The organism is Streptomyces sp. NPDC052023, from assembly GCF_044548465.1.
GTDB lineage: Bacteria > Actinomycetota > Actinomycetes > Streptomycetales > Streptomycetaceae > Streptomyces.
In genome coordinates this window covers 754558-774053 of sequence record NZ_JBIUBW010000001.1, presented here as the reverse complement: position 1 = coordinate 774053, position 19496 = coordinate 754558, and the positions used below count along the sequence as shown (strand labels likewise).

The window sequence follows — 19496 nt, the reverse complement described above, 5'->3', positions numbered from 1 at the left end:
CGTGAGCGACACACAGACCTTGATCGAGAACCGTCCGCCGTCCGTCGCGGGCCTCTTCCTGGAGCGCGTTTCGGCCACCCCGGACGCCGAGGCATTCCGCTATCCGGTCCCACCGGCCTCGGGGCAGGGGCCGGACGACTGGAAGTCACTGAGCTGGGGGCAGGCCGCCGAGCGGGTGCACGCGATCGCGGCCGGGCTGATCGAGCTGGGCGTCCAGCCGGAGCAGCGGGTGGCGCTGGCCTCCGCGACCCGGATCGAATGGATCCTCGCCGACCTCGGCATCATGTGCGCGGGCGCGGCCACCACCACGATCTACCCGCAGACCAACGCCGACGAGTCGGCGTACATCCTCGCCGACTCCGGCAGCCGTGTGCTGATCGCGGAGAACGCCGAGCAGCTGGCCAAGGTGCAGGACAGGCGCGCCGAGCTGCCCGACCTCACGCATGTCGTCGTCATCGACGCGCAAGGGGTGCAGACCGGCGACTGGGTGCTCAGCCTCGCCGAGCTCGAGGCCCGTGGCGCGGCCCGGCTGGAGAAGGACCCGACCCTGGTGAAGGAGCGGGTCGGCGCGATCACCAAGGACCAGCTGGCCACCCTCATCTACACCTCGGGTACGACCGGCCGGCCCAAGGGTGTCCGGCTCCCGCACGACAACTGGTCGTACATGGCGAAGGCGATCGCCTCGACCGGGCTGCTCGGCCCGGACGACGTGCAGTACCTGTGGCTGCCGCTCGCGCACGTCTTCGGCAAGGTGCTGACCTCAGGGCACATCGAGGTCGGGCACATCACCGCCGTCGACGGGCGGGTCGACAAGATCATCGAGAATCTGCCGGTGGTGCAGCCGACGTACATGGCGGCCGTGCCGCGGATCTTCGAGAAGGTCTACAACGGCGTCGCCGCGAAGGCGCGTGCCGGTGGGGCCGCCAAGTACAAGATCTTCCAGTGGGCGGCAGGTGTCGCGCGCGAGTACGCCAAGGTCACGCAGGACAACTTCCGCCGGACCGGGACCGCTTCGGCGCCGTTCGGTCTGTCCGCCAAGCACAAGGTGGCCGACGCCCTCGTCTACTCCAAGCTGCGGGAGGCCTTCGGCGGCCGGCTGCGGGCGTGTGTGTCGGGGTCGGTGGCGCTGGCACCCGAGATCGGCTACTTCTTCGCCGGTGCCGGCATCCACATCCTGGAGGGCTACGGCCTGACCGAGTCCTCCGCGGCGTCCTTCGTCAACCCCGGTGAGGCGTACCGCACCGGTACGGTCGGCAAGCCGCTGCCCGGGACCGAGGTGCGGATCGCCGAGGACGGCGAGATCCTGCTGCGCGGGCCCGGGATCATGGAGGGGTACCACGGGCTGCCCGAGAAGACGGCGGAGGTGCTGGAGCCGGACGGCTGGTTCCACACCGGGGACATCGGTGAGCTGTCGCCCGACGGGTACCTGCGGATCACCGACCGGAAGAAGGACCTGTTCAAGACCTCGGCCGGGAAGTACGTCGCGCCGACCGAGATCGAGGGCGCGTTCAAGTCGGTGTGCCCGTACGTGTCCAACATCCTGGTGCACGGCGCCGACCGGAACTTCTGCACCGCGCTGATCGCGCTCGACGAGGCGTCCCTCATGCAGTGGGCCCAGGAGAACGGGCTGGCGGGCAAGCCGTACGCCGAGGTCGTGGCCGCGCCGGCGACCGTGGCGATGGTCGAGGGCTATGTGCAGGAGCTGAACGCCGGGCTGCAGAAGTGGCAGACGATCAAGAAGTTCCGGCTGCTGCCCAGGGATCTGGACGTGGAGCACGGCGAGATCACGCCGAGCCTGAAGCTGAAGCGGCCCGTCGTGGAGCGGGAGTACCGGCACCTGCTGGACGAGATGTACGCGGGGACGCGCGAGGCGTAGGGGGCGCCGGGGGGCGTGCGCGGCCGGTCGTCGTGGCGGCCGGCCGCGCACGCGCGCGGGAGCAATATGTGTCGTGCATCCCCGCGCCCCCGGTTGGTTTGCGCCTCCCCGATGCCCATGGCTGGCGCTTTCTGGTCGAAATTGGCCACTTGGGTAACTCCACGCTTATGTGTGAGGTCTGTCTGTCACCCTGTCGGACGTGATCGAGGCGTATTGGTCCGAGCCGCTCGGGGAGCAGTGGACGGGGGCCGTTCCGGCACAAAGGGAGTCCGCGTCCCTTGCCCCCGTGCGCCCCGGCGCACAGGTGCGCGCCGCGCTGGGCGGAAGCCCCCTCGCGCCCGGCACCGCCCGTGGACTGCTGCGCACGGCGTTCCAGGAGTGGACCGCCCTCGGACTGCCCGGCGCCGAGCGGCTCACCGACCGGCTGGCACATGACGCCATGGTCGTCCTCAGCGAGCTGGTCACCAACGCCGTCGTGCACGCCGGCACCGATGTCGAGCTGATCTGCCGGCTGGAACCGGACACCGGTGCCGTCGTCGTCGAGGTCTGCGACCACCACCCGTCCCGGCCGCCGCGGGACGCGGAGGCCGTCCCGGCCGGCGAGACACCGGAGTACGGGCGCGGTCTGCGGCTGGTCGCCGCGCTCTCTGAGACCTGGGGCGTGACGTATCGGCGCGGCGCCAAGTCGGTATGGGCGCGGATGTCCGCCGAGGCGTGCCCGGATGCGGCGGACCACGAAGCGGAACACACGGGCTTCTTCGGCGCCGAGCTGCTCGCGCCCGCGCCGCAGCGGGCCGAACGGGACCGGGACTGGCTCGGCCGGGGCGCGCTGTCCTTTCTCGCCGAGGCGTCCGACCTGCTCGCCGGGCAGCTCGACGAGGACCTGGTCGCCGCGCTCACCGGCCAGCTGATCGTGCCCCGGCTCGCCGACTGGTGCGCGGTCTGGCTGGAGGACGAGGCCCTGGGCGGCCGGACCGGGTGGGCCGACGGCGGCGCGCCGGCCGGGGCGCGCCTGGCCCGGGTGTGGCACGCCAGCGAGGAACGGATCGAGGAACTGCGACGGTGCCTGGAGAAGGAGCCTCCGCGGATGACGGAACCGGGGGCCGTCCCGTCCGGGCCGGTCGTCCATCCCTGGCCGTCGGACGCCTGGGGAGCGGACTCGTGGGCCGGGGAGGGACGGGCCGCCGGCGCGTCTCCCGCGGCCGGGGGGAGGGGCCAAGGTGCGGCTGCCGGGGCCGGGGGGAGGGGCCAAGGTGCGGCTGCCGGGGCCGGGGGGACGGGACACGGTACGGCTGCCGGGGCCGGCGCGCCCGCGCGTGGCCGGGCGCCGGGGATGTCCGTCCCGGACGGGACCCCGCCCCTCGCCCGCGCCGCTCCCTACCCGCCCCCCGGCGGCAGCGCACTCGCCTACCGCCTGGTCGCCGGCGGCAGGCCGCTCGGCACGCTGGTCATCGGGCGGGCCGGCGTCACGGAGTTCCCGGACGAGATCACCGGGCTCGTCGAGGACCTGAGCCGGCGGGTGGCGCTGGCCATCGGGGCGGCCCGGCAGTACGCCCGGCAGGCCACCATCAGCGCCGTGCTCCAGCGCGGGCTGCTGCCCGGCGCGGTCGCCCAGATCCCCGGCATGCGCAGCGCCCTCGTGTACGAGCCCTGCGACAAGGGCGGGCCCAGCGGTGACTTCTACGACCTGTTCCCGGCCGGCGACGGGCGCTGGTGTTTCGCCATCGGGGACGTGCAGGGCAAGGGGCCGGAGGCGGCCGTCGTGATCGGGCTGGCACGCCCCTGGCTGCGACTGCTCGCCCGCGAGGGCTACCGCGTCGCCGACGTCCTCGACCGCCTCAACCAGCTCCTGCTCGACGACGCCACGGAGGCCGCCGACGCGGCCGCGCGCGCCCTGGTCGGCCCCTCCGGCCCCGGTGACGGCCCGCAGACCCGCTTCCTCTCGCTCCTCTACGGCGAACTCACCCCCTTCGACGGGGGCGTCCGCTGCACCGTCGCCTCCGCCGGGCATCCGCTGCCGCTGCTGCTCGGGCCCGGCGGCGACGTCCGTACGGCCGCCCGGCCGCAGACCCTGCTCGGGGTCGTGGAGGACGAGACGTACATCAGCGAGAGCTTCGAGCTGGAGCCCGGGGACACCCTGCTGTGCGTCACGGACGGAGTGACCGAGCGGCGCAGCGGCTCACGCCAGTTCGACGACGGGGACGGGCTGGCGGCGGCGCTGGCGGGGTGTGCGGGACTGGGTGCCGAGGCGATCGCCGAGCGGATCAGGCGGCTGGTGCACGACTTCGGCGGCCGGCCCCCGGAGGACGATCTGGCGCTGCTGGTGCTCCAGGCCGAGTGAGGCCGGGCGTGCGGGCAGCGGGTGGCCCCCGAAGGACGATCTGGGGTGGCCGCCGCAGGACGATCCGGCGCTGCCGGTGCTCCGGGCCGAGTGAGGCCGGGCGGGCGGGCAGCGGGTGGCCCCCGAAGGACGATCTGGGGTGGCCGCCGCAGGACGATCCGGCGCCGCTGGTGCTCCGGGCCGAGTGACGTCCGGCGTACGGGACAATGGAGGACATGCCTTCCGCACTTCCCGACGGCGAGCCCGTCCCGCACGACGGCGCGCTGCCCCCGGCCGCGCTCGCCGGGGCGGCGGACCGACCCCTCGGGTTCTATCTGCACGTCCCGTACTGCGCCACCCGCTGCGGCTACTGCGACTTCAACACCTACACCGCCACCGAGCTGCGCGGCACCGGCGGCGTGCTCGCCTCGCGCGACAACTACGCCGACACCCTGATCGACGAGATCCGGCTGGCCCGCAAGGTGCTCGGCGACGACCCGCGCGAGGCCCGCACGGTCTTCGTCGGGGGCGGTACGCCGACGCTGCTGGCCGCGGACGATCTCGTACGGATGCTGGGGGCGATCCGCGAGGAGTTCGGGCTGGCGGCCGACGCGGAGGTCACGACGGAGGCGAACCCCGAGTCGGTCGACCCGGCGTACCTCGCGGCCCTGCGCGACGGCGGCTTCAACCGGGTGTCGTTCGGGATGCAGAGCGCGCGGCAGCACGTTCTGAAGGTCCTGGACCGAACGCATACGCCGGGGCGCCCGGAGGCGTGCGTGGCGGAGGCCCGCGCGGCGGGCTTCGACCACGTGAACCTGGACCTGATCTACGGCACCCCGGGGGAGTCCGACGACGACTGGCGGGCCTCCCTGGACGCGGCGCTGGGCGCGGGCCCGGACCACATCAGCGCCTACGCCCTGATCGTCGAGGAGGGCACGCAGCTCGCCCGCCGGATCCGCCGGGGCGAGGTGCCGATGACGGACGACGACGTGCACGCCGACCGCTACCTGATCGCCGAAGAGCGGCTGTCCGCGGCCGGCTTCGACTGGTACGAGGTGTCCAACTGGGCCACCTCGGACGCCGCCCGCTGCCTGCACAACGAGCTGTACTGGCGGGGCGCGGACTGGTGGGGCGCGGGGCCGGGCGCGCACAGCCATGTGGGAGGCGTGCGGTGGTGGAACGTGAAGCATCCGGGGGCGTACGCCGCCGCCCTGGCGGAGGGCCGCTCGCCGGGCGCCGGACGTGAACTCCTGACGGGCGAGGATCGCCGGGTGGAGCGGATTCTGCTGGAGCTGCGTCTGCGGGAGGGCGTGCCGCTGGCCCTCCTCCGCGAGGAGGGCGTGGAGGCGTCCCGCCGAGCGCTGTCCGAGGGGCTGCTCCAAGAGGGGCCGTACGAAGAGGGGCGTGCGGTGCTGACCCTGCGGGGGCGGTTGCTGGCGGACGCGGTGGTCAGGGATCTGGTGGACTGATCACTCCGGCGGGTGACCGCTGCCCGTGACGAAGTCGATCAGTTCCTCCACCCGCCCCAGCAACTCCGGCTCCAGGTCCTTGTAGGACCCCACTTGCTGCAGAATGGCCTGCCACACCGCCCCGGTGTTCTCCGCCGGCCACCCCAGCGCCCGGCACACCCCCGTCTTCCAGTCCTGCCCGCGCGGCACCGTCGGCCACCCCGCGATCCCCAGGGCCGACGGCTTCACCGCCTCCCAGATGTCGATGTACGGGTGGCCCACCACCAGGGCGTGCTCGCTCGTCACCGCCTGCGCGATCCGCCATTCCTTCGTGCCCGGCACCAGGTGGTCCACGAGGACGCCCAGCCGTGCGTCCGGGCCCGGTGCGAAGGACTCCACGATCGCCGGGAGGTCGTCGACGCCCTCCAGGTACTCCACGACCACCCCCTCGATGCGCAGGTCGTCGCCCCAGACCCGCTCGACGAGCTCGGCGTCGTGCCGCCCCTCGACGTAGATGCGCCCGGCGCGGGCCACGCGCGCGCGTGCGCCGGGGACGGCGACCGAACCGGACGCGGTGCGGGTGGGGCGTGCCGGGCCGGTCGACGGCCGTACGAGCGTCACCACCCTGCCCTCCAGCAGAAAGCCCCGCGGCTCCAGCGGGAACACCCGGTGCTTGCCGAAGCGGTCCTCCAGGGTCACCGTGCCCGCCTCGCAGCGGATCACGGCCCCGCAGAAACCGGTGCCGGGCTCCTCGACCACCAGGCCGGGCTCCGCGGCGACCTCCGGGACGGGCGTCGGCTTCTTCCACGGCGGGGTCAGGTCCGGAGAGTACTGGCGCATTCGCATGACGATATGGACAGCCCGTTACGTCATCCGTGCGACACGCCGAAGCGCGCGGCCAGGGCGTCGCGCTGGCGCCGTACGAACGCGGCGTCCACGACCGCACCGTGACCGGGCACGTACAGCGCGTCCTCGCCGCCGAGGCCGAGCAGCCGGTCGAGGGCGGCCGGCCAGTGCGAGGGAACCGCGTCCGGGCCCGCCTGGGGCTCGCCGGACTCCTCCACCAGATCGCCGCAGAACACCACCTCCGGGTCACCGGGCACCAGCACCACCAGGTCGTACGCCGTGTGCCCCGGGCCCACGTTCGCCAGTAGCACCTGCCGCCCGGGACCGAGGTCGAGGGTCCACTCGCCGGACACGAGGTGGCGGGGCGGGACCAGTGTGTCGGCCGCCTCCTGCGCCGCCGCCGCGTCCAGGCCGTGGCGGACGGCGTCCGCGCGGAGTTCCTCACGCCCGCGACGGCCGCCGAGCACCCCGTCCACGCCGACCGCCCCGAAGACCTCCGCGCCGGCGAAGGCGGCCGCGCCGAGGACGTGGTCGAAGTGGGGGTGGGTGAGCGCGAGATGAGTCACACGCCCGCCCACCAGCGCCTCCGCCCGCGCCCGCAGCGCCGCCCCCTCGGCGAGGCTCGACCCCGCGTCGATCAGCAGCGCCGCGCCCCGGCCCGTCACCAGCCCCACCGTGCAGTCCCAGCCGGGCAGCCGGCACCGCCCGACGCCGCCCGCGAGCCGCTCCCAGCCCACCTCTTCCCAAGTCACGCTCATACGGCGACGCTAGCCGTACGCCCCCGCCCGGCACGACCGCACGGGACCGGCCTTGCCCGGGGTGTACCCGACGGCCGTACACTGGGCCGGTAGGGCTGGCACTCGCGTACGCCGAGTGCCAGGGGGAGCGCCAAGGGGACGACGTACTGGAGGTGTGCGCGGATGCTCAGTGAACGACGGCTGCAGGTGCTGCGCGCGATCGTCCAGGACTACGTCGGCACGGAGGAGCCGGTCGGTTCCAAGGCGCTCACCGAACGGCACAGCCTCGGTGTCTCCCCGGCGACGGTCCGCAACGACATGGCGGCGCTGGAGGACGAGGGGTTCATCGCCCAGCCGCACACCAGCGCCGGGCGCATCCCGACCGACAAGGGCTACCGGCTCTTCGTCGACAAGCTCGCCGAGGTCAAGCCGCTGACCGCGCCGGAGCGGCGCGCGATCCAGAACTTCCTCGACGGCGCCGTCGACCTCGACGACGTGGTGACCCGGACGGTGCGGCTGCTCGCGCAGCTCACCCGGCAGGTCGCGGTCGTGCAGTACCCGTCGCTGACCCGGTCCACGGTGCGGCACGTGGAGCTGCTCTCGCTGGCTCCCGCGCGCGTGATGCTGGTGCTGATCACGGACACGGGGCGGGTCGAGCAGCGGATGGTCGACTGCCCGGCGCCGTTCGGTGAGGCGTCGCTGGCGGATCTGCGGGCGCGGCTGAACAGCCGGGTCGCGGGCCGCCGTTTCACAGACGTGCCGCAACTGGTGCAGGATCTGCCGGAGGCCTTCGAGGCTGAGGACCGCGGTACGGTCCAGACGGTGCTCTCCACCCTGCTGGAGACGCTCGTCGAGGAGACGGAGGAGCGGCTGGTGATCGGCGGCACGGCCAATCTCACCCGCTTCGGACATGACTTCCCCCTCACCATCCGGCCGGTGCTGGAGGCGCTGGAGGAGCAGGTCGTGCTCCTCAAGTTGCTTGGCGAGGCGAAGGATTCGGGCATGACCGTGCGCATCGGGCACGAGAACGCCCATGAGGGACTCAACTCCACGTCGGTGGTGTCGGTGGGCTACGGTTCGGGCGGCGAGGCGGTTGCCAAGCTCGGCGTGGTCGGACCGACCCGCATGGACTACCCGGGAACGATGGGAGCGGTACGCGCAGTGGCACGGTACGTCGGACAGATCCTGGCGGAGTCGTAAGTGGCCACGGACTACTACGCCGTCCTCGGCGTGCGCCGCGACGCGTCGCAGGAAGAGATCAAGAAGGCCTTCCGGCGGCTCGCGCGCGAGCTGCACCCGGACGTCAACCCCGATCCGAAGACCCAGGAGCGGTTCAAGGAGATCAACGCCGCTTACGAGGTGCTCTCCGACCCGCAGAAGAAGCAGGTCTACGACCTCGGCGGTGACCCGCTGTCGCAGGCCGCCGCCGGTGGCGCGGGCGGCTTCGGCGCGGGCGGCTTCGGGAACTTCTCGGACATCATGGACGCGTTCTTCGGTACGGCGTCGCAGCGCGGGCCGCGCTCGCGCACCCGCCGTGGCCAGGACGCGATGATCCGTATCGAGGTCGAGCTCGACGAGGCGGCCTTCGGCACGACCAAGGACATCCAGGTCGACACGGCCATCGTCTGCACCACGTGCAGCGGCGAGGGCGCGGCGCCGGGTACGTCGGCGCAGACGTGTGACATGTGCCGGGGCCGGGGTGAGGTCTCGCAGGTCACCCGGTCCTTCCTGGGCCAGGTCATGACCTCGCGCCCGTGCCCGCAGTGCCAGGGCTTCGGCACCGTGGTCCCGAACCCGTGCCCGGAGTGCGCGGGCGACGGCCGCGTGCGGTCGCGGCGCACCCTGACGGTCAAGATCCCGGCCGGCGTCGACAACGGCACGCGCATCCAGCTCGCCGGTGAGGGCGAGGTCGGGCCCGGTGGCGGTCCGGCCGGTGACCTCTACGTCGAGATCCACGAGCTGCCGCACCAGACCTTCCAGCGCCGCGGTGACGACCTGCACTGCACGGTGACGATCCCGATGACGGCGGCGGCTCTCGGCACCAAGGTGCCGCTGGAGACCCTGGACGGCATGGAGGAGGTCGACATCCGCCCGGGCACCCAGTCCGGCCAGTCGATCCCGCTGCACGGCCGGGGCGTCACGCACCTGCGGGGCGGTGGACGCGGCGACCTGATCGTGCACGTCGAGGTCCAGACCCCGACGAAGCTGGACGTGGAGCAGGAACGCCTGCTGCGCGAGCTGGCCAAGCTGCGCGGTGAGGAACGCCCGCAGGGGCAGTTCCAGCCCGGGCAGCAGGGGCTGTTCTCGCGGCTGAAGGACGCCTTCAACGGGCGCTGACGGCGGGAGCCGCCGGCGCGTCCCCAGGGCGTTCCCGGCGGACGTGGGGCCGCGAAGCCGAGCGGCTTGCCCCTGGCCTATGCCAGGCGGCAGGCCCGATTCGGACTTGTTCGAAGGACGTGGCAACATGCGGTCATGTCCTCCGCGCTGACCGATCTCGTCCCGCTCCCGATCGTGCAGGCCCCCATGGCGGGCGGCGTCTCCGTACCCCAGCTCGCCGCGGCCGTCTCCGAGGCCGGCGGGCTCGGATTCCTCGCGGCCGGGTACAAGACGGCCGACGGCATGTACCAGGAGATCAAGCAGGTGCGGGGGCTGACCGGCCGCCCCTTCGGCGTGAACGTGTTCATGCCGCAGCCCGAGTATGCCGAGCCCGCCGCCGTCGACGTCTACGCCCAGCAACTGGCCGGCGAGGCCGCCTGGTACGAGACCGAGCTCGGCGACCCCGACGGTGGCCGGGACGACGGCTACGAGGCCAAGCTCGCGGTGCTGCTGGACAACCCCGTGCCGGTGGTCTCCTTCCACTTCGGGGTCCCGTCCCGCGACGTCCTCGACTCCCTGCGCCGGGCCGGGACCCTCACCCTGGTCACCGCCACCACCCCCGACGAGGCCCGGGCCGTCGAGCAGGCGGGCGCGGACGGCGTGATCGTGCAGGGCGCCGAGGCCGGCGGCCACCAGGGCACCCACCGGGACATCCCCGAGAACGACGGCTCGGCCATCGGGCTGCTCTCCCTGCTGGGCCAGATCCGTGAGGCGGTCGGCCTGCCGCTGGTCGCCGCCGGAGGCATCATGCGGGGCAGCCAGATCGCCGCCGTGCTGGCGGCCGGCGCGAGCGCGGCCCAGCTCGGCACGGCGTTCCTCGCCACGGCCGAGTCGGGCGCCAACGCCGTGCACAAGCAGGCGCTGACGAACCCGCTCTTCGTCCGTACGGAACTCACCCGCGCCTTCTCCGGCCGCCCCGCCCGCGGTCTGGTCAACCGCTTCATGCGCGAGCACGGCCCGTACGCTCCCGCCGCCTACCCCGAGCTCCACCACCTGACCTCCCCGATCCGCAAGGCCGCCACGAAGGCGGGCGACGCGCAGGGCATGTCGCTGTGGGCGGGGCAGGGGCACCGGATGGCGCGTGAGCTGCCCGCCGGGCGGCTGGTCGAGGTGCTGGCGGCGGAGCTGGCGGCGGCCGGGACAGCGTTGTCCGGCCGGGGTGGTGCCGGATGACCGCGCCGGTGTTCGTCGTCGGTCACCTCGACGCGGGCAGCGGCGGGCGGTACGTCCTGGACGGGCCCGAGGGGCGGCACGCGGTCTCGGTGAAGCGGCTGCGGGCCGGTGAGGACGTGGTCCTCACCGACGGGGCCGGGCGCTGGGCGCAGTGCGTGGTCGTCGGCACCGAGGGCAAGGACCGGCTGATCGTCCAGATGGACTCGATGGCCGAGGAGCCGGAGGCAGAGCCGCGCATCACGGTCGTCCAGGCCCTGCCCAAGGGCGACCGGGGCGAGCTGGCCGTGGAGACCATGACCGAGGTCGGGATCGACGCGATCGTGCCGTGGGCCGCCTCCCGCTGCATCACCCAGTGGAAGGGCGAGCGCGGCGCCAAGGCCCTCGCGAAGTGGCGGGCCACCGCCCGCGAGGCCGGCAAGCAGTCCCGGCGCGTGCGCTTCCCCGAGGTCGCGGACGCGGCGACCAGCAAGCAGGTCGCCGCGCTGCTGGCGAAGGCCGATTTCGCCGCCGTGCTGCACGAGAGCGGCACGGAGCCGCTGGCCGGGGCCGAACTGCCCACCGAGGGCGAGATCATGCTGGTCGTCGGTCCCGAAGGGGGCGTGGCCCCCGAGGAGTTGTCCCTCTTCGCCGAGGCCGGGGCGCCCGCCTACCGCCTCGGCCCGTCCGTGTTGCGCACCTCGACGGCCGGTACCGCGGCGGCGGCTCTGCTGCTCGGCCGTACCGGACGCTGGTCCTGATCCCCACGCGGGAGGACGTCATGGAACTGGCCCAAGTCAGACTCCTGGTCAGCGACTTCACCACCTGCTACCACTTCTACGCCGATGTCCTCGGCCTCAAGCCGCAGTCGGGCGCGACCGACGGGCCGTACGAGAGATTCAGCCCCGCGACGGGTTCGGCGGGCATCGCGCTGCAGGACCGGGCGATGATGGCGGACCTGCTGGGCGAGGTGCACGACACCGCGACGGGCCACCGCTCCCTGGTGGTCCTGCGCGTCGACGACCTGGACGGCTACTGCGCACGCATCACGGAGCGCGGCGCGACCCTCCTGCACGGCCCCGCCCCCACGACCGACCGCATGCGCACCGCCCACCTCAAGGACCCCGAGGGCAACCTCGTGGAACTCCAGGAGTGGCAGCTCCTGAACGTCTGACCCCGGCCACCGCGAACAGCTCCCCGAAGCCGCGGTGGGCGCGCGATGGCCTTACGCGCCCTGTCGCGACGGCCCGCAGGGTGGGACGCTGCCGTGCATGGGGGCCTTGCGAGGGACTCGGGGCCGGCGCCGGATGCGGGCGGCCGGTGTGGCGGTGGGGTTCGTGGCCGGTGCCGGGGGGGCTGGTGGGCTGCGAGCCGGGGGCGACGAGTTCGGCGACCGTGGCCTGGACGACCGACCAGCTGGTGACGCGGGAGCTGGAGCGGCGCGAGATCGCTGTGCAGTGGCTCACCTGCACGGCCGATGCCGGGGACCGGAGCGCGTCGGCGCCGTCGGCGAGCGCGCGCGGCGTGGTGGACGTGGACTGCGAGGGCCGGACCACCGACGGCCGGGACATCACCGTCACCGGAGAGGTGACCCGCGCGGTCGGCGGCGCCTGTGTGCGCGGTGACCTCACCGTGAAGGTCGACGGCAGGGAGCGGTTCCGGGCCACCGGGCTGGGGGACTGCGACGCCACCTCCGCCCCGCCGGTGGGCGGGGAACCGCCGGGCGGCGGCCCCACCACCACGGTGACCGTGACCAAGACCGTCTACTGCCGCAGCGCGCCCACGTGCTGGCCCGAGGGCAAATAGCAGCTGAGGCAAGTGATCCAAACCCCTGTGCGCGGACCCGGTGCCTGCGTAGGGTGACCTGGTGACCCAGCCCGCAGTGCCCGCGTATCTCCGGTTTCCGCATGTCCAGGGCGAGTTGGTGGCCTTCACCGCCGAGGACGACGTCTGGCTCGCGCCGCTCGACGGCGGGCGCGCCTGGCGGGTCAGCGCCGACAACGTGCCGGTGACCCTGCCGCGTATCTCCCCCGACGGCACCACCGTCGCCTGGACCTCCACCCGCGACGGCGCCCCCGAGGTGCACATCGCACCCGTCGACGGCGGCCCCGCCAGGCGGCTGACGTACTGGGGCAGCTGGACGACCCGGGTGCGCGGCTGGACCCCCGACGGGGAGGTCCTCGCCCTCACCACCCACGGTCAGGCCAGCCTCCGCCGTACCTGGGCGCACGCCGTCCCGCTCGACGGCGGACCGTCGCGGCGGCTGCCGTACGGCCCCGTCGGCGAGGTCGCCCACGGCCCGCACACCGTGCTGCTGTCCGCGACGATGGGCCGCGAGGCCGCCGCCTGGAAGCGGTACCGGGGCGGTACGGCGGGCAAGCTGTGGATCGACCGCGAGGGGGACGGCGAGTTCGTACGGCTGCACGCGGACCTGGACGGCAACATCGAGTACCCGGCCTGGGCGGGCGACCGGATCGCCTTCCTGTCCGACCACGAGGGCACCGGCGCGCTGTACTCCTCCCTCGCCGACGGCTCCGGCCTGCGCCGGCACACACCTCTCGACGGCTTCTACGCCCGGCACGCGGCGAGCGACGGCGCCCGCGTCGTCTACGCCTCCGCCGGTGAACTGTGGCTGCTGGACGACCTGGACGGCGCCGAACCGCGCCGCCTCGGCATCCGGCTCGGCGGGCAGCGCACCGACCGCCAGCCCTACCCGGTCAACGCCTCGCGCTGGTTCGGCTCGGCGTCCCCCGACCACACCGCGCGTGGCAGCGCGGTCGCCGTGCGGGGCGGCGTGCACTGGGTGACCCACCGCTCCGGGCCCGCCCGCGCGCTCGCCGCCGAACCCGGCGTCCGGGCCCGGCTGCCCCGCACCTTCCGGGCCGAGGGCGAGGAGTGGGTGGTGTGGGTGACGGACGCCGAGGGCGAGGACGCGCTGGAGTTCGCGCCCGCCACCGGGCTGACGCCGGGCTCGGTCCCGCGCCGGCTCGCCGCCGGACAGCTCGGCCGGGTCCTCGGGCTCGCCATGGCTCCCGACGGCAGCCGCGCCGCGGTCGCCTCGCACGACGGACGGCTGCTGCTCGTCGAGCGGGAGTCCGGCGAGGTGCGCGAGGTCGACCGCAGCGAGAACGGCGACGTGCGCGGTCTGGTCTTCTCGCCCGACTCCGCCTGGCTCGCCTGGTCGCACCCCGGCCCGCGCCCGCTGTGCCAGCTGAAGCTCGCCAACACCACCGACCTGTCGGTCACGGAGGCGACCCCGCTGCGCTTCCAGGACTACGCCCCCGCCTTCACCGCCGACGGCAAGCACCTCGCGTTCCTGTCCAACCGCGCCTTCGACCCGGTCTACGACGAGCACGTCTTCGACCTGGCCTTCGTGGTCGGCGACCGGCCGCACCTGATCACGCTGTCCGCGACGACGCCCTCCCCGTTCGGCCCGCAGCGGCACGGGCGTCCCTTCGAGACGCCGGACAAGGACGAGACGCCCGACAGCGAGGGCACGCCGGCGACACGGATCGACCTCGAAGGCCTCGCCGACCGGATCGTGCCGTTCCCGGTCGAGGCCGGGCGCTACTCCACCCTGCGTGCCGCGAAGGACGGCGTGCTGTGGCTGCGCCACCCCGTCCAGGGCGTCCTGGGCTCCGCGCGGGCCACCCCGGACGACCCCGACCCCAAGACCGAGCTGGAGCGCTACGACCTCGCCCAGCAGCGTCTGGAGCACCTCGCGGCCGACGCCGACCACTTCGCGGTCAGCGGCGACGGCAAGCGGGTGCTGCTGTGGACCGACGGCAGGCTGAAGGTCGTACCCAGCGACCGGCGCGCCTCCGGCGACGACGACAGCGACACGAACGTCACCGTCGACCTCACCCGCGTCCGCCAGACCGTCGAACCGGCCGCCGAGTGGCGGCAGATGTACGAAGAGACCGGCCGCATCATGCGCGACCACTTCTGGCGGCCGGACATGAGCGGCGTCGACTGGGACGGCGTCCTGGACCGCTACCGGCCCGTCCTGGACCGGGTCGCCACCCACGACGACCTGGTGGACCTCCTGTGGGAGGTGCAGGGCGAGCTGGGCACGTCGCACGCTTACGTCGTCCCGCGCGGCGGGCACGGCGACGGTGCCCGGCAGGGACTGCTCGGCGCGGACATCTCCCGGCACCCGGACGGCAGCTGGCGCATCGACCGCGTCCTGCCCTCGGAGACCTCCGACCCGGACGCCCGCTCCCCGCTGGCCGCACCCGGGGTCGCGGTGCGTGCCGGGGACGCGATCGTGGCGGTGGCAGGGCGGGCGGTGGACCCGGTGACCGGGCCGGGACCGCTGCTCGTCGGCACGGCGGACAAGCCGGTCGAGCTGACCGTCTCGCCGTCCGGCGGTGGCGAGGTGCGGCACGCGGTCGTCGTGCCGGTCGCCGACGAGGAGCCGCTGCGCTACCACGCGTGGGTCGCGGACCGGCGGGCGTACGTGCACGAGCGGTCCGGTGGGCGGCTCGGCTATCTCCACGTGCCCGACATGCAGGCACCGGGCTGGGCGCAGATCCACCGGGACCTGCGGGTGGAGGTGGCCCGCGAGGGACTGGTCGTGGACGTCCGGGAGAACCGCGGCGGCCACACCTCCCAGCTGGTGGTGGAGAAGCTGGCCCGGCGGGTCGTCGGCTGGGCGGTGCCGCGTGGGATGCGGCCCTACAGCTACCCGCAGGACGCGCCGCGCGGGCCCGTCGTCGCCGTCGCCAACGAGTTCTCCGGGTCGGACGGCGACATCGTCAACGCGGCGTTCAAGGCGCTCGGCCTCGGCCCGGTGGTCGGGGTACGGACGTGGGGCGGCGTGATCGGCATCGACAGCCGGTACCGGCTGGTGGACGGCACGCTGGTCACCCAGCCGAAGTACGCCTTCTGGCTGGAGGGGTACGGCTGGGGAGTGGAGAACCACGGCGTCGACCCGGACGTGGAGGTCGTCCAGCGCCCGCAGGACCACGCGGCGGACCGGGACGTCCAACTGGACGAGGCGATAAGGCTGGCCTTGGAGGCACTCGAGGAGCGTCCGGCCAGGACTCCGCCGGGCATGGCCACCTGAGGAGCGCGGCCGGCCCCCACGACCCTCACCCGGCGACGATACGATGCCCGAAACGCACCTGAACCCCGGAGGGACCATGGCAGGGGAGCCGCAGGACGACTGCCTGTTCTGCAAGATCGTCGCCGGAACCATCCCTGCGACGATCGTCCGTGAGACGGACACGACCGTCGCCTTCCGGGACATCAACCCCCAGGCGCCCACCCACGTCCTGGTGGTCCCCAAGGCGCACCACCGGGACGCCGCCGCCCTCGCGGCCGCCGCACCGGCGCTCGCCGCCGACGTCCTGCGCGAGACGCAGGCGGTCGCCGACGACGAGAAGCTGGAGAGCTACCGGATCGTCTTCAACACCGGCACCGGCGCCGGCCAGACCGTCTGGCACGCGCACGCCCACGTCCTGGGCGGCCGCGGACTGGAATGGCCGCCCGGGTAGACCGCCGTGTCCGTACGTGAACTGGTGATCCTCGGCACCGCCAGCCAGGTCCCGACCCGGCACCGCAACCACAACGGTTACCTGCTGCGGTGGGACGGGGAGGGCATCCTCTTCGACCCCGGCGAGGGCACCCAGCGCCAGATGCTGCGCGCCGGGGTCGCTGCCCACGACCTGAACCGGCTCTGTGTCACGCACTTCCACGGGGACCACTCGCTGGGCCTCGCCGGGGTCATCCAGCGGATCAACCTCGACCAGGTGCCCCACCCCGTCACCGCGCACTACCCGCGTTCCGGGCAGCGCTTCTTCGAACGGCTGCGGTACGCCACCGCCTACCGCGAGACGGTGCGGATAGCCGAGGAGCCGGTGGACCGGGACGGGGTGCTCGCCTCCTCGGCGTCCTACAGCCTGGAGGCCCGCAAGCTCTCGCACCCCGTCGAGGCGTACGGCTATCGCCTGGTCGAGCCCGACGGGCGCCGCATGCTGCCGGAACGGCTCGCGGCGCACGGCATCAACGGGCCGGACGTGGGCCGGATCCAGCGCGAGGGCGTGCTCGGCGGGGTCACCCTGGAAGAGGTCAGCGAGGTGCGCCGCGGGCAGCGGTTCGCGTTCGTCATGGACACCCGGCTGTGCGACGGCGTGTACGCGCTCGCCGAGGGCTGCGACATGCTCGTCATCGAGTCGACCTTCCTCGACGAGGACGTGGAGCTCGCCGAGGAGCACGGTCATCTGACGGCCGGCCAGGCGGCGCGGGTGGCGGCGGAGAGCGGCGTACGGCATCTGGTGCTCACCCACTTCAGCCAGCGCTACGGGGAGCCGGAGGAGTTCGAGCGGCAGGCGCGGGCCGCCGGGTTCGAGGGGGAGCTGAGCGTGGCACACGATCTACTGAGAGTGCCGGTTCCGAAGCGCAGGTGAAGCGCCCGTACGATGAACTGATGCCCCTCCCGAAAGCCGAACTGCACCTGCATATCGAAGGCACCCTGGAGCCGGAGCTCGCTTTCGAGCTCGCCGCGCGCAACGGTGTGGAGCTGCCCTGCGCGGACACCGAGGAACTGCGCCACGCGTACCGGTTCGAGGATCTGCAGTCCTTCCTGAACCTGTACTACGAGCTCATGGCCGTGCTGCGCACCGAGCAGGACTTCGCCGACCTCGCGCACGCCTACCTCGCCCGGGCCGCGGCGCAGGGCGTGCGGCACGCGGAGATCTTCTTCGACCCGCAGGCGCACCTGGCCCGGGGCGTCGCGATGGGCACCGTGGTCGAGGGGCTGTGGCGGGCGCTGGAGCACAGCGAGCGTGAGCACGGCGTCTCCACCCAGCTGATCATGTGCTTCCTGCGGGACGAGTCCGCCGAGTCGGCGAAGGCGACGCTGGAGGCGGCCGAGCCGTATCTGCACCGGATCACCGGGGTGGGCCTGGACTCCGCCGAGGTGGGACATCCGCCGGCGAAGTTCCGCGAGGTGTACGAGGCCGCCGCCGCCCTCGGGCTGCGGCGGGTCGCGCACGCCGGTGAGGAGGGGCCGCCGGAGTACATCACCGAGGCCCTCGACGTGCTCGGCGTGGAGCGCGTCGACCACGGGCTGCGCTGCCTGGAGGACCCGGCGCTGGTGGAGCGGCTGGTGCGGGAGCGGATCCCGCTGACGCTGTGCCCGCTGTCCAACGTGCGGCTGCGCGCCGTCGAGGTGCTCGCCGACCACCCGCTGCCCGCCATGCTCGACGCCGGGCTGCTGTGCACCGTCAACTCCGACGACCCTGCCTACTTCGGCGGGTACGCGGGCGACAACTTCGACGCCGTGCGCGCGGCCCTGGGGCTCGGCGAGGAACAGCTGCGCGAACTGGCCCGCAACTCCTTCGCCGCGTCCTTCCTGGAGCACGACGAGGAGCGGCGGGCCCGGTATCTGGCGGAGGTCGAGGCGTACGAGTTCCCGTAGGCCTCAGGCGGTCGCGGACCCCGGTGCGGCCGCCGCCTGCCGGGGTCCGGCCGTGCCGTAGGCGTGCTGCTGGGCGGGCATGGCCGGGAGGGCGTCCACGGGGATCTCCAGCACGTCGACGACCCGCGTGGGCCGCCGCGACGCGTGCAGTGCCACCAGGGTCATGGGCACGGCGATCACCAGCAGTCCGGCGGCCAGGACCACGCCCATCGCCGGGAATCCGGCCTGCGCCGACAGCAGGCTGCCGGTCAGCGGACCCGCAGCCGTGCCCAGTGAGGACGCCGAGCCGACCAGCACCGCCCAGCGGCCGCCCGGGTCGAGGGAGGCGGCGAGGCCGATGACGTACGACAGGACGATCGGGTAGAGGGCGTTCCAGGCGATCTCGCCCGCCGCGAAGCTCGTCAGGCCGGTCGCGGACGCGCTGACCACGATGCAGCCCGCGATCAGGCCGGTGCCGACGCCGATGGGTGCCGCGTGCCCGAGCCGGGGGCCGAGCGCTCCGGCGCCGACGACCCCCAGCAGACCCGCCCCGAGGCCCACGGCGAAGACCGCGCCGACGGTGGCCTCGCCGAGGTGCGCCTGGGTGAGACCGATGCGGCCGCTGACACCCCAGAGGGCGTTCTGGGCCATGGACCAGCACGGCATGGTGGCGGCGAGGAGCAGGCCGGAACGCAGGTGGGGGAGGGGCCGGCGGGGACGGCTCACGGCGGGCGCCGGTGTGCGGGCGGGGAGCCGGCCGGTCAGCGGCCAGACGGCCAGCGCGGTGAGGGCGATCGTGGCCAGCGGGAGGCCGTGGCCGGGGCCCAGGTGCGGGACCGTCAGATAGACGGCACCGGCCAGGGCGGAGACGCTGAGCAGACCGAGTGTGGTGACGCGGTGCGGATCGCGCTGGGCGGCGATTCCGGTGGCGGCGACCGCCGTTGCCGTACCGGAGCCGAAGCCGCCGGCCATCGCGCCGGCGACGACCGCGGGGACGGCGGTGGTGAGGGTGGCGCCGCCGTAGCCGAGGACCGCGAGTGCCAGGCCGGCGCGGGCGACGGTGCGGGGGCCGATCCGGTCGCCCCGGGAGGCCAGCAGGAACCCGGCGGCCGCCGAACTCAGCAGCAGGGCGCTGCCGATGGCGCCCGCCTGGGTGGCGGACACGGGAAGGCCGGAGTCCAGCCTGCCGACGACGGTGGGCAGGAGGTAGGGCGCGAGGTACCCGGCCGTGAAAAGGGCGACGAGGGGCCAGGGCGTGGTGGAGCGGGGGGCGAACACGGGCGTTCCCAGGGCATGCGAAAGGACGGCACAGGAAGGGGGATTGGGCGACGACCGTCGACGG

General features: G+C 73.7%; 16 protein-coding genes. 13 read left to right on the top strand and 3 right to left on the bottom strand.

Annotation, left to right across the window (positions count from 1 at the left end):
* Nucleotide 1: 1 nt before the first annotated feature.
* The 3 genes from ACIHCM_RS03585 to hemW all read left to right on the top strand — a co-directional run bounded on the left by ACIHCM_RS03585 (nucleotide 2) and on the right by hemW (nucleotide 5665).
* Nucleotides 2-1876, top strand: coding sequence for an AMP-dependent synthetase/ligase (locus ACIHCM_RS03585; RefSeq protein ID WP_399888434.1), 1875 nt, complete (start codon nucleotides 2-4; stop codon nucleotides 1874-1876).
* Nucleotides 1877-2075: 199 nt separating this feature from the next.
* Nucleotides 2076-4217, top strand: a complete 2142-nt coding sequence (locus tag ACIHCM_RS03580) for a SpoIIE family protein phosphatase (RefSeq protein WP_399888431.1) — start codon at nucleotides 2076-2078, stop codon at nucleotides 4215-4217.
* A 215-nt stretch (nucleotides 4218-4432) separates the two neighbouring features.
* Entirely contained in the window at nucleotides 4433-5665 is a 1233-nt protein-coding gene (gene hemW, locus ACIHCM_RS03575; protein WP_399888428.1) for a radical SAM family heme chaperone HemW, read from the top strand.
* Here hemW and ACIHCM_RS03570 read toward each other — a convergent pair whose 3' ends face one another.
* Together ACIHCM_RS03570 and ACIHCM_RS03565 are read right to left on the bottom strand one after the other, a co-directional pair.
* Nucleotides 5666-6484, bottom strand: coding sequence for a DUF3097 domain-containing protein (locus ACIHCM_RS03570; RefSeq protein WP_399888425.1), 819 nt, complete (start codon nucleotides 6482-6484; stop codon nucleotides 5666-5668).
* Nucleotides 6485-6513: 29 nt separating this feature from the next.
* Complete coding sequence (locus ACIHCM_RS03565) at nucleotides 6514-7248, bottom strand: MBL fold metallo-hydrolase (RefSeq protein WP_399888424.1); 735 nt, start codon at nucleotides 7246-7248, stop codon at nucleotides 6514-6516.
* Nucleotides 7249-7410: 162 nt separating this feature from the next.
* Here ACIHCM_RS03565 and hrcA point away from each other — a divergent pair, with 162 nt between their 5' ends.
* The 10 genes from hrcA (at nucleotide 7411) to ACIHCM_RS03515 (ending at nucleotide 18175) form a co-directional block, all read left to right on the top strand.
* The gene (gene hrcA, locus ACIHCM_RS03560) at nucleotides 7411-8427 is read left to right on the top strand and encodes a heat-inducible transcriptional repressor HrcA (RefSeq protein ID WP_399888421.1); all 1017 of its coding nucleotides are present in this window, start codon (nucleotides 7411-7413) and stop codon (nucleotides 8425-8427) included.
* Nucleotides 8428-9564 (top strand): molecular chaperone DnaJ, encoded by a 1137-nt coding sequence (gene dnaJ, locus ACIHCM_RS03555; protein WP_399888418.1) that lies wholly within the window; start codon nucleotides 8428-8430, stop codon nucleotides 9562-9564.
* Between the two features lie 135 nt (nucleotides 9565-9699).
* Nucleotides 9700-10776, top strand: coding sequence for a nitronate monooxygenase (locus tag ACIHCM_RS03550; protein WP_399888415.1), 1077 nt, complete (start codon nucleotides 9700-9702; stop codon nucleotides 10774-10776).
* Nucleotides 10773-11513 (top strand): 16S rRNA (uracil(1498)-N(3))-methyltransferase, encoded by a 741-nt coding sequence (locus ACIHCM_RS03545; RefSeq protein WP_399888412.1) that lies wholly within the window; start codon nucleotides 10773-10775, stop codon nucleotides 11511-11513. Before ACIHCM_RS03550 ends, ACIHCM_RS03545 begins: the two co-directional genes overlap by 4 nt.
* 20 nt (nucleotides 11514-11533) lie before the next feature.
* Nucleotides 11534-11926 (top strand): VOC family protein, encoded by a 393-nt coding sequence (locus tag ACIHCM_RS03540; protein ID WP_399888409.1) that lies wholly within the window; start codon nucleotides 11534-11536, stop codon nucleotides 11924-11926.
* A gap of 221 nt (nucleotides 11927-12147) precedes the next feature.
* Entirely contained in the window at nucleotides 12148-12558 is a 411-nt protein-coding gene (locus ACIHCM_RS03535) for a hypothetical protein (RefSeq protein WP_399888407.1), read from the top strand.
* Between the two features lie 61 nt (nucleotides 12559-12619).
* Nucleotides 12620-15820 (top strand): S41 family peptidase, encoded by a 3201-nt coding sequence (locus ACIHCM_RS03530; protein ID WP_399888404.1) that lies wholly within the window; start codon nucleotides 12620-12622, stop codon nucleotides 15818-15820.
* A gap of 76 nt (nucleotides 15821-15896) precedes the next feature.
* Nucleotides 15897-16250, top strand: a complete 354-nt coding sequence (locus tag ACIHCM_RS03525; protein WP_399888401.1) for a histidine triad nucleotide-binding protein — start codon at nucleotides 15897-15899, stop codon at nucleotides 16248-16250.
* Nucleotides 16251-16256: 6 nt separating this feature from the next.
* A complete protein-coding gene (locus ACIHCM_RS03520; protein WP_399888398.1) occupies nucleotides 16257-17162 on the top strand; it encodes a ribonuclease Z in 906 nt (301 codons plus the stop codon).
* Nucleotides 17163-17182: 20 nt separating this feature from the next.
* Nucleotides 17183-18175, top strand: coding sequence for an adenosine deaminase (locus ACIHCM_RS03515; protein WP_399888395.1), 993 nt, complete (start codon nucleotides 17183-17185; stop codon nucleotides 18173-18175).
* 3 nt (nucleotides 18176-18178) lie between these two features.
* On the opposite strand, the gene ACIHCM_RS03510 is transcribed toward ACIHCM_RS03515, so the two are convergent.
* A complete protein-coding gene (locus ACIHCM_RS03510) occupies nucleotides 18179-19432 on the bottom strand; it encodes an MFS transporter (RefSeq protein ID WP_399888392.1) in 1254 nt (417 codons plus the stop codon).
* Between the last annotated feature and the right edge of the window lie 64 nt (nucleotides 19433-19496).

What these genes read in the sequence shown, in the direction of transcription:
- hrcA (WP_399888421.1), top strand. Translation starts at nt 7,411, where the DNA reads ATGCTCAGTGAACGACGGCTGCAGGTGCTGCGCGCGATCGTCCAGGAC.
- ACIHCM_RS03525 (WP_399888401.1), top strand. Translation starts at nt 15,897, where the DNA reads ATGGCAGGGGAGCCGCAGGACGACTGCCTGTTCTGCAAGATCGTCGCC.
- ACIHCM_RS03565 (WP_399888424.1), bottom strand. Translation starts at nt 7,248, where the DNA reads ATGAGCGTGACTTGGGAAGAGGTGGGCTGGGAGCGGCTCGCGGGCGGC.
- ACIHCM_RS03545 (WP_399888412.1), top strand. Translation starts at nt 10,773, where the DNA reads ATGACCGCGCCGGTGTTCGTCGTCGGTCACCTCGACGCGGGCAGCGGC.
- ACIHCM_RS03515 (WP_399888395.1), top strand. Translation starts at nt 17,183, where the DNA reads ATGCCCCTCCCGAAAGCCGAACTGCACCTGCATATCGAAGGCACCCTG.
- ACIHCM_RS03540 (WP_399888409.1), top strand. Translation starts at nt 11,534, where the DNA reads ATGGAACTGGCCCAAGTCAGACTCCTGGTCAGCGACTTCACCACCTGC.
- hemW (WP_399888428.1), top strand. Translation starts at nt 4,433, where the DNA reads ATGCCTTCCGCACTTCCCGACGGCGAGCCCGTCCCGCACGACGGCGCG.
- ACIHCM_RS03570 (WP_399888425.1), bottom strand. Translation starts at nt 6,484, where the DNA reads ATGCGCCAGTACTCTCCGGACCTGACCCCGCCGTGGAAGAAGCCGACG.
- ACIHCM_RS03550 (WP_399888415.1), top strand. Translation starts at nt 9,700, where the DNA reads ATGTCCTCCGCGCTGACCGATCTCGTCCCGCTCCCGATCGTGCAGGCC.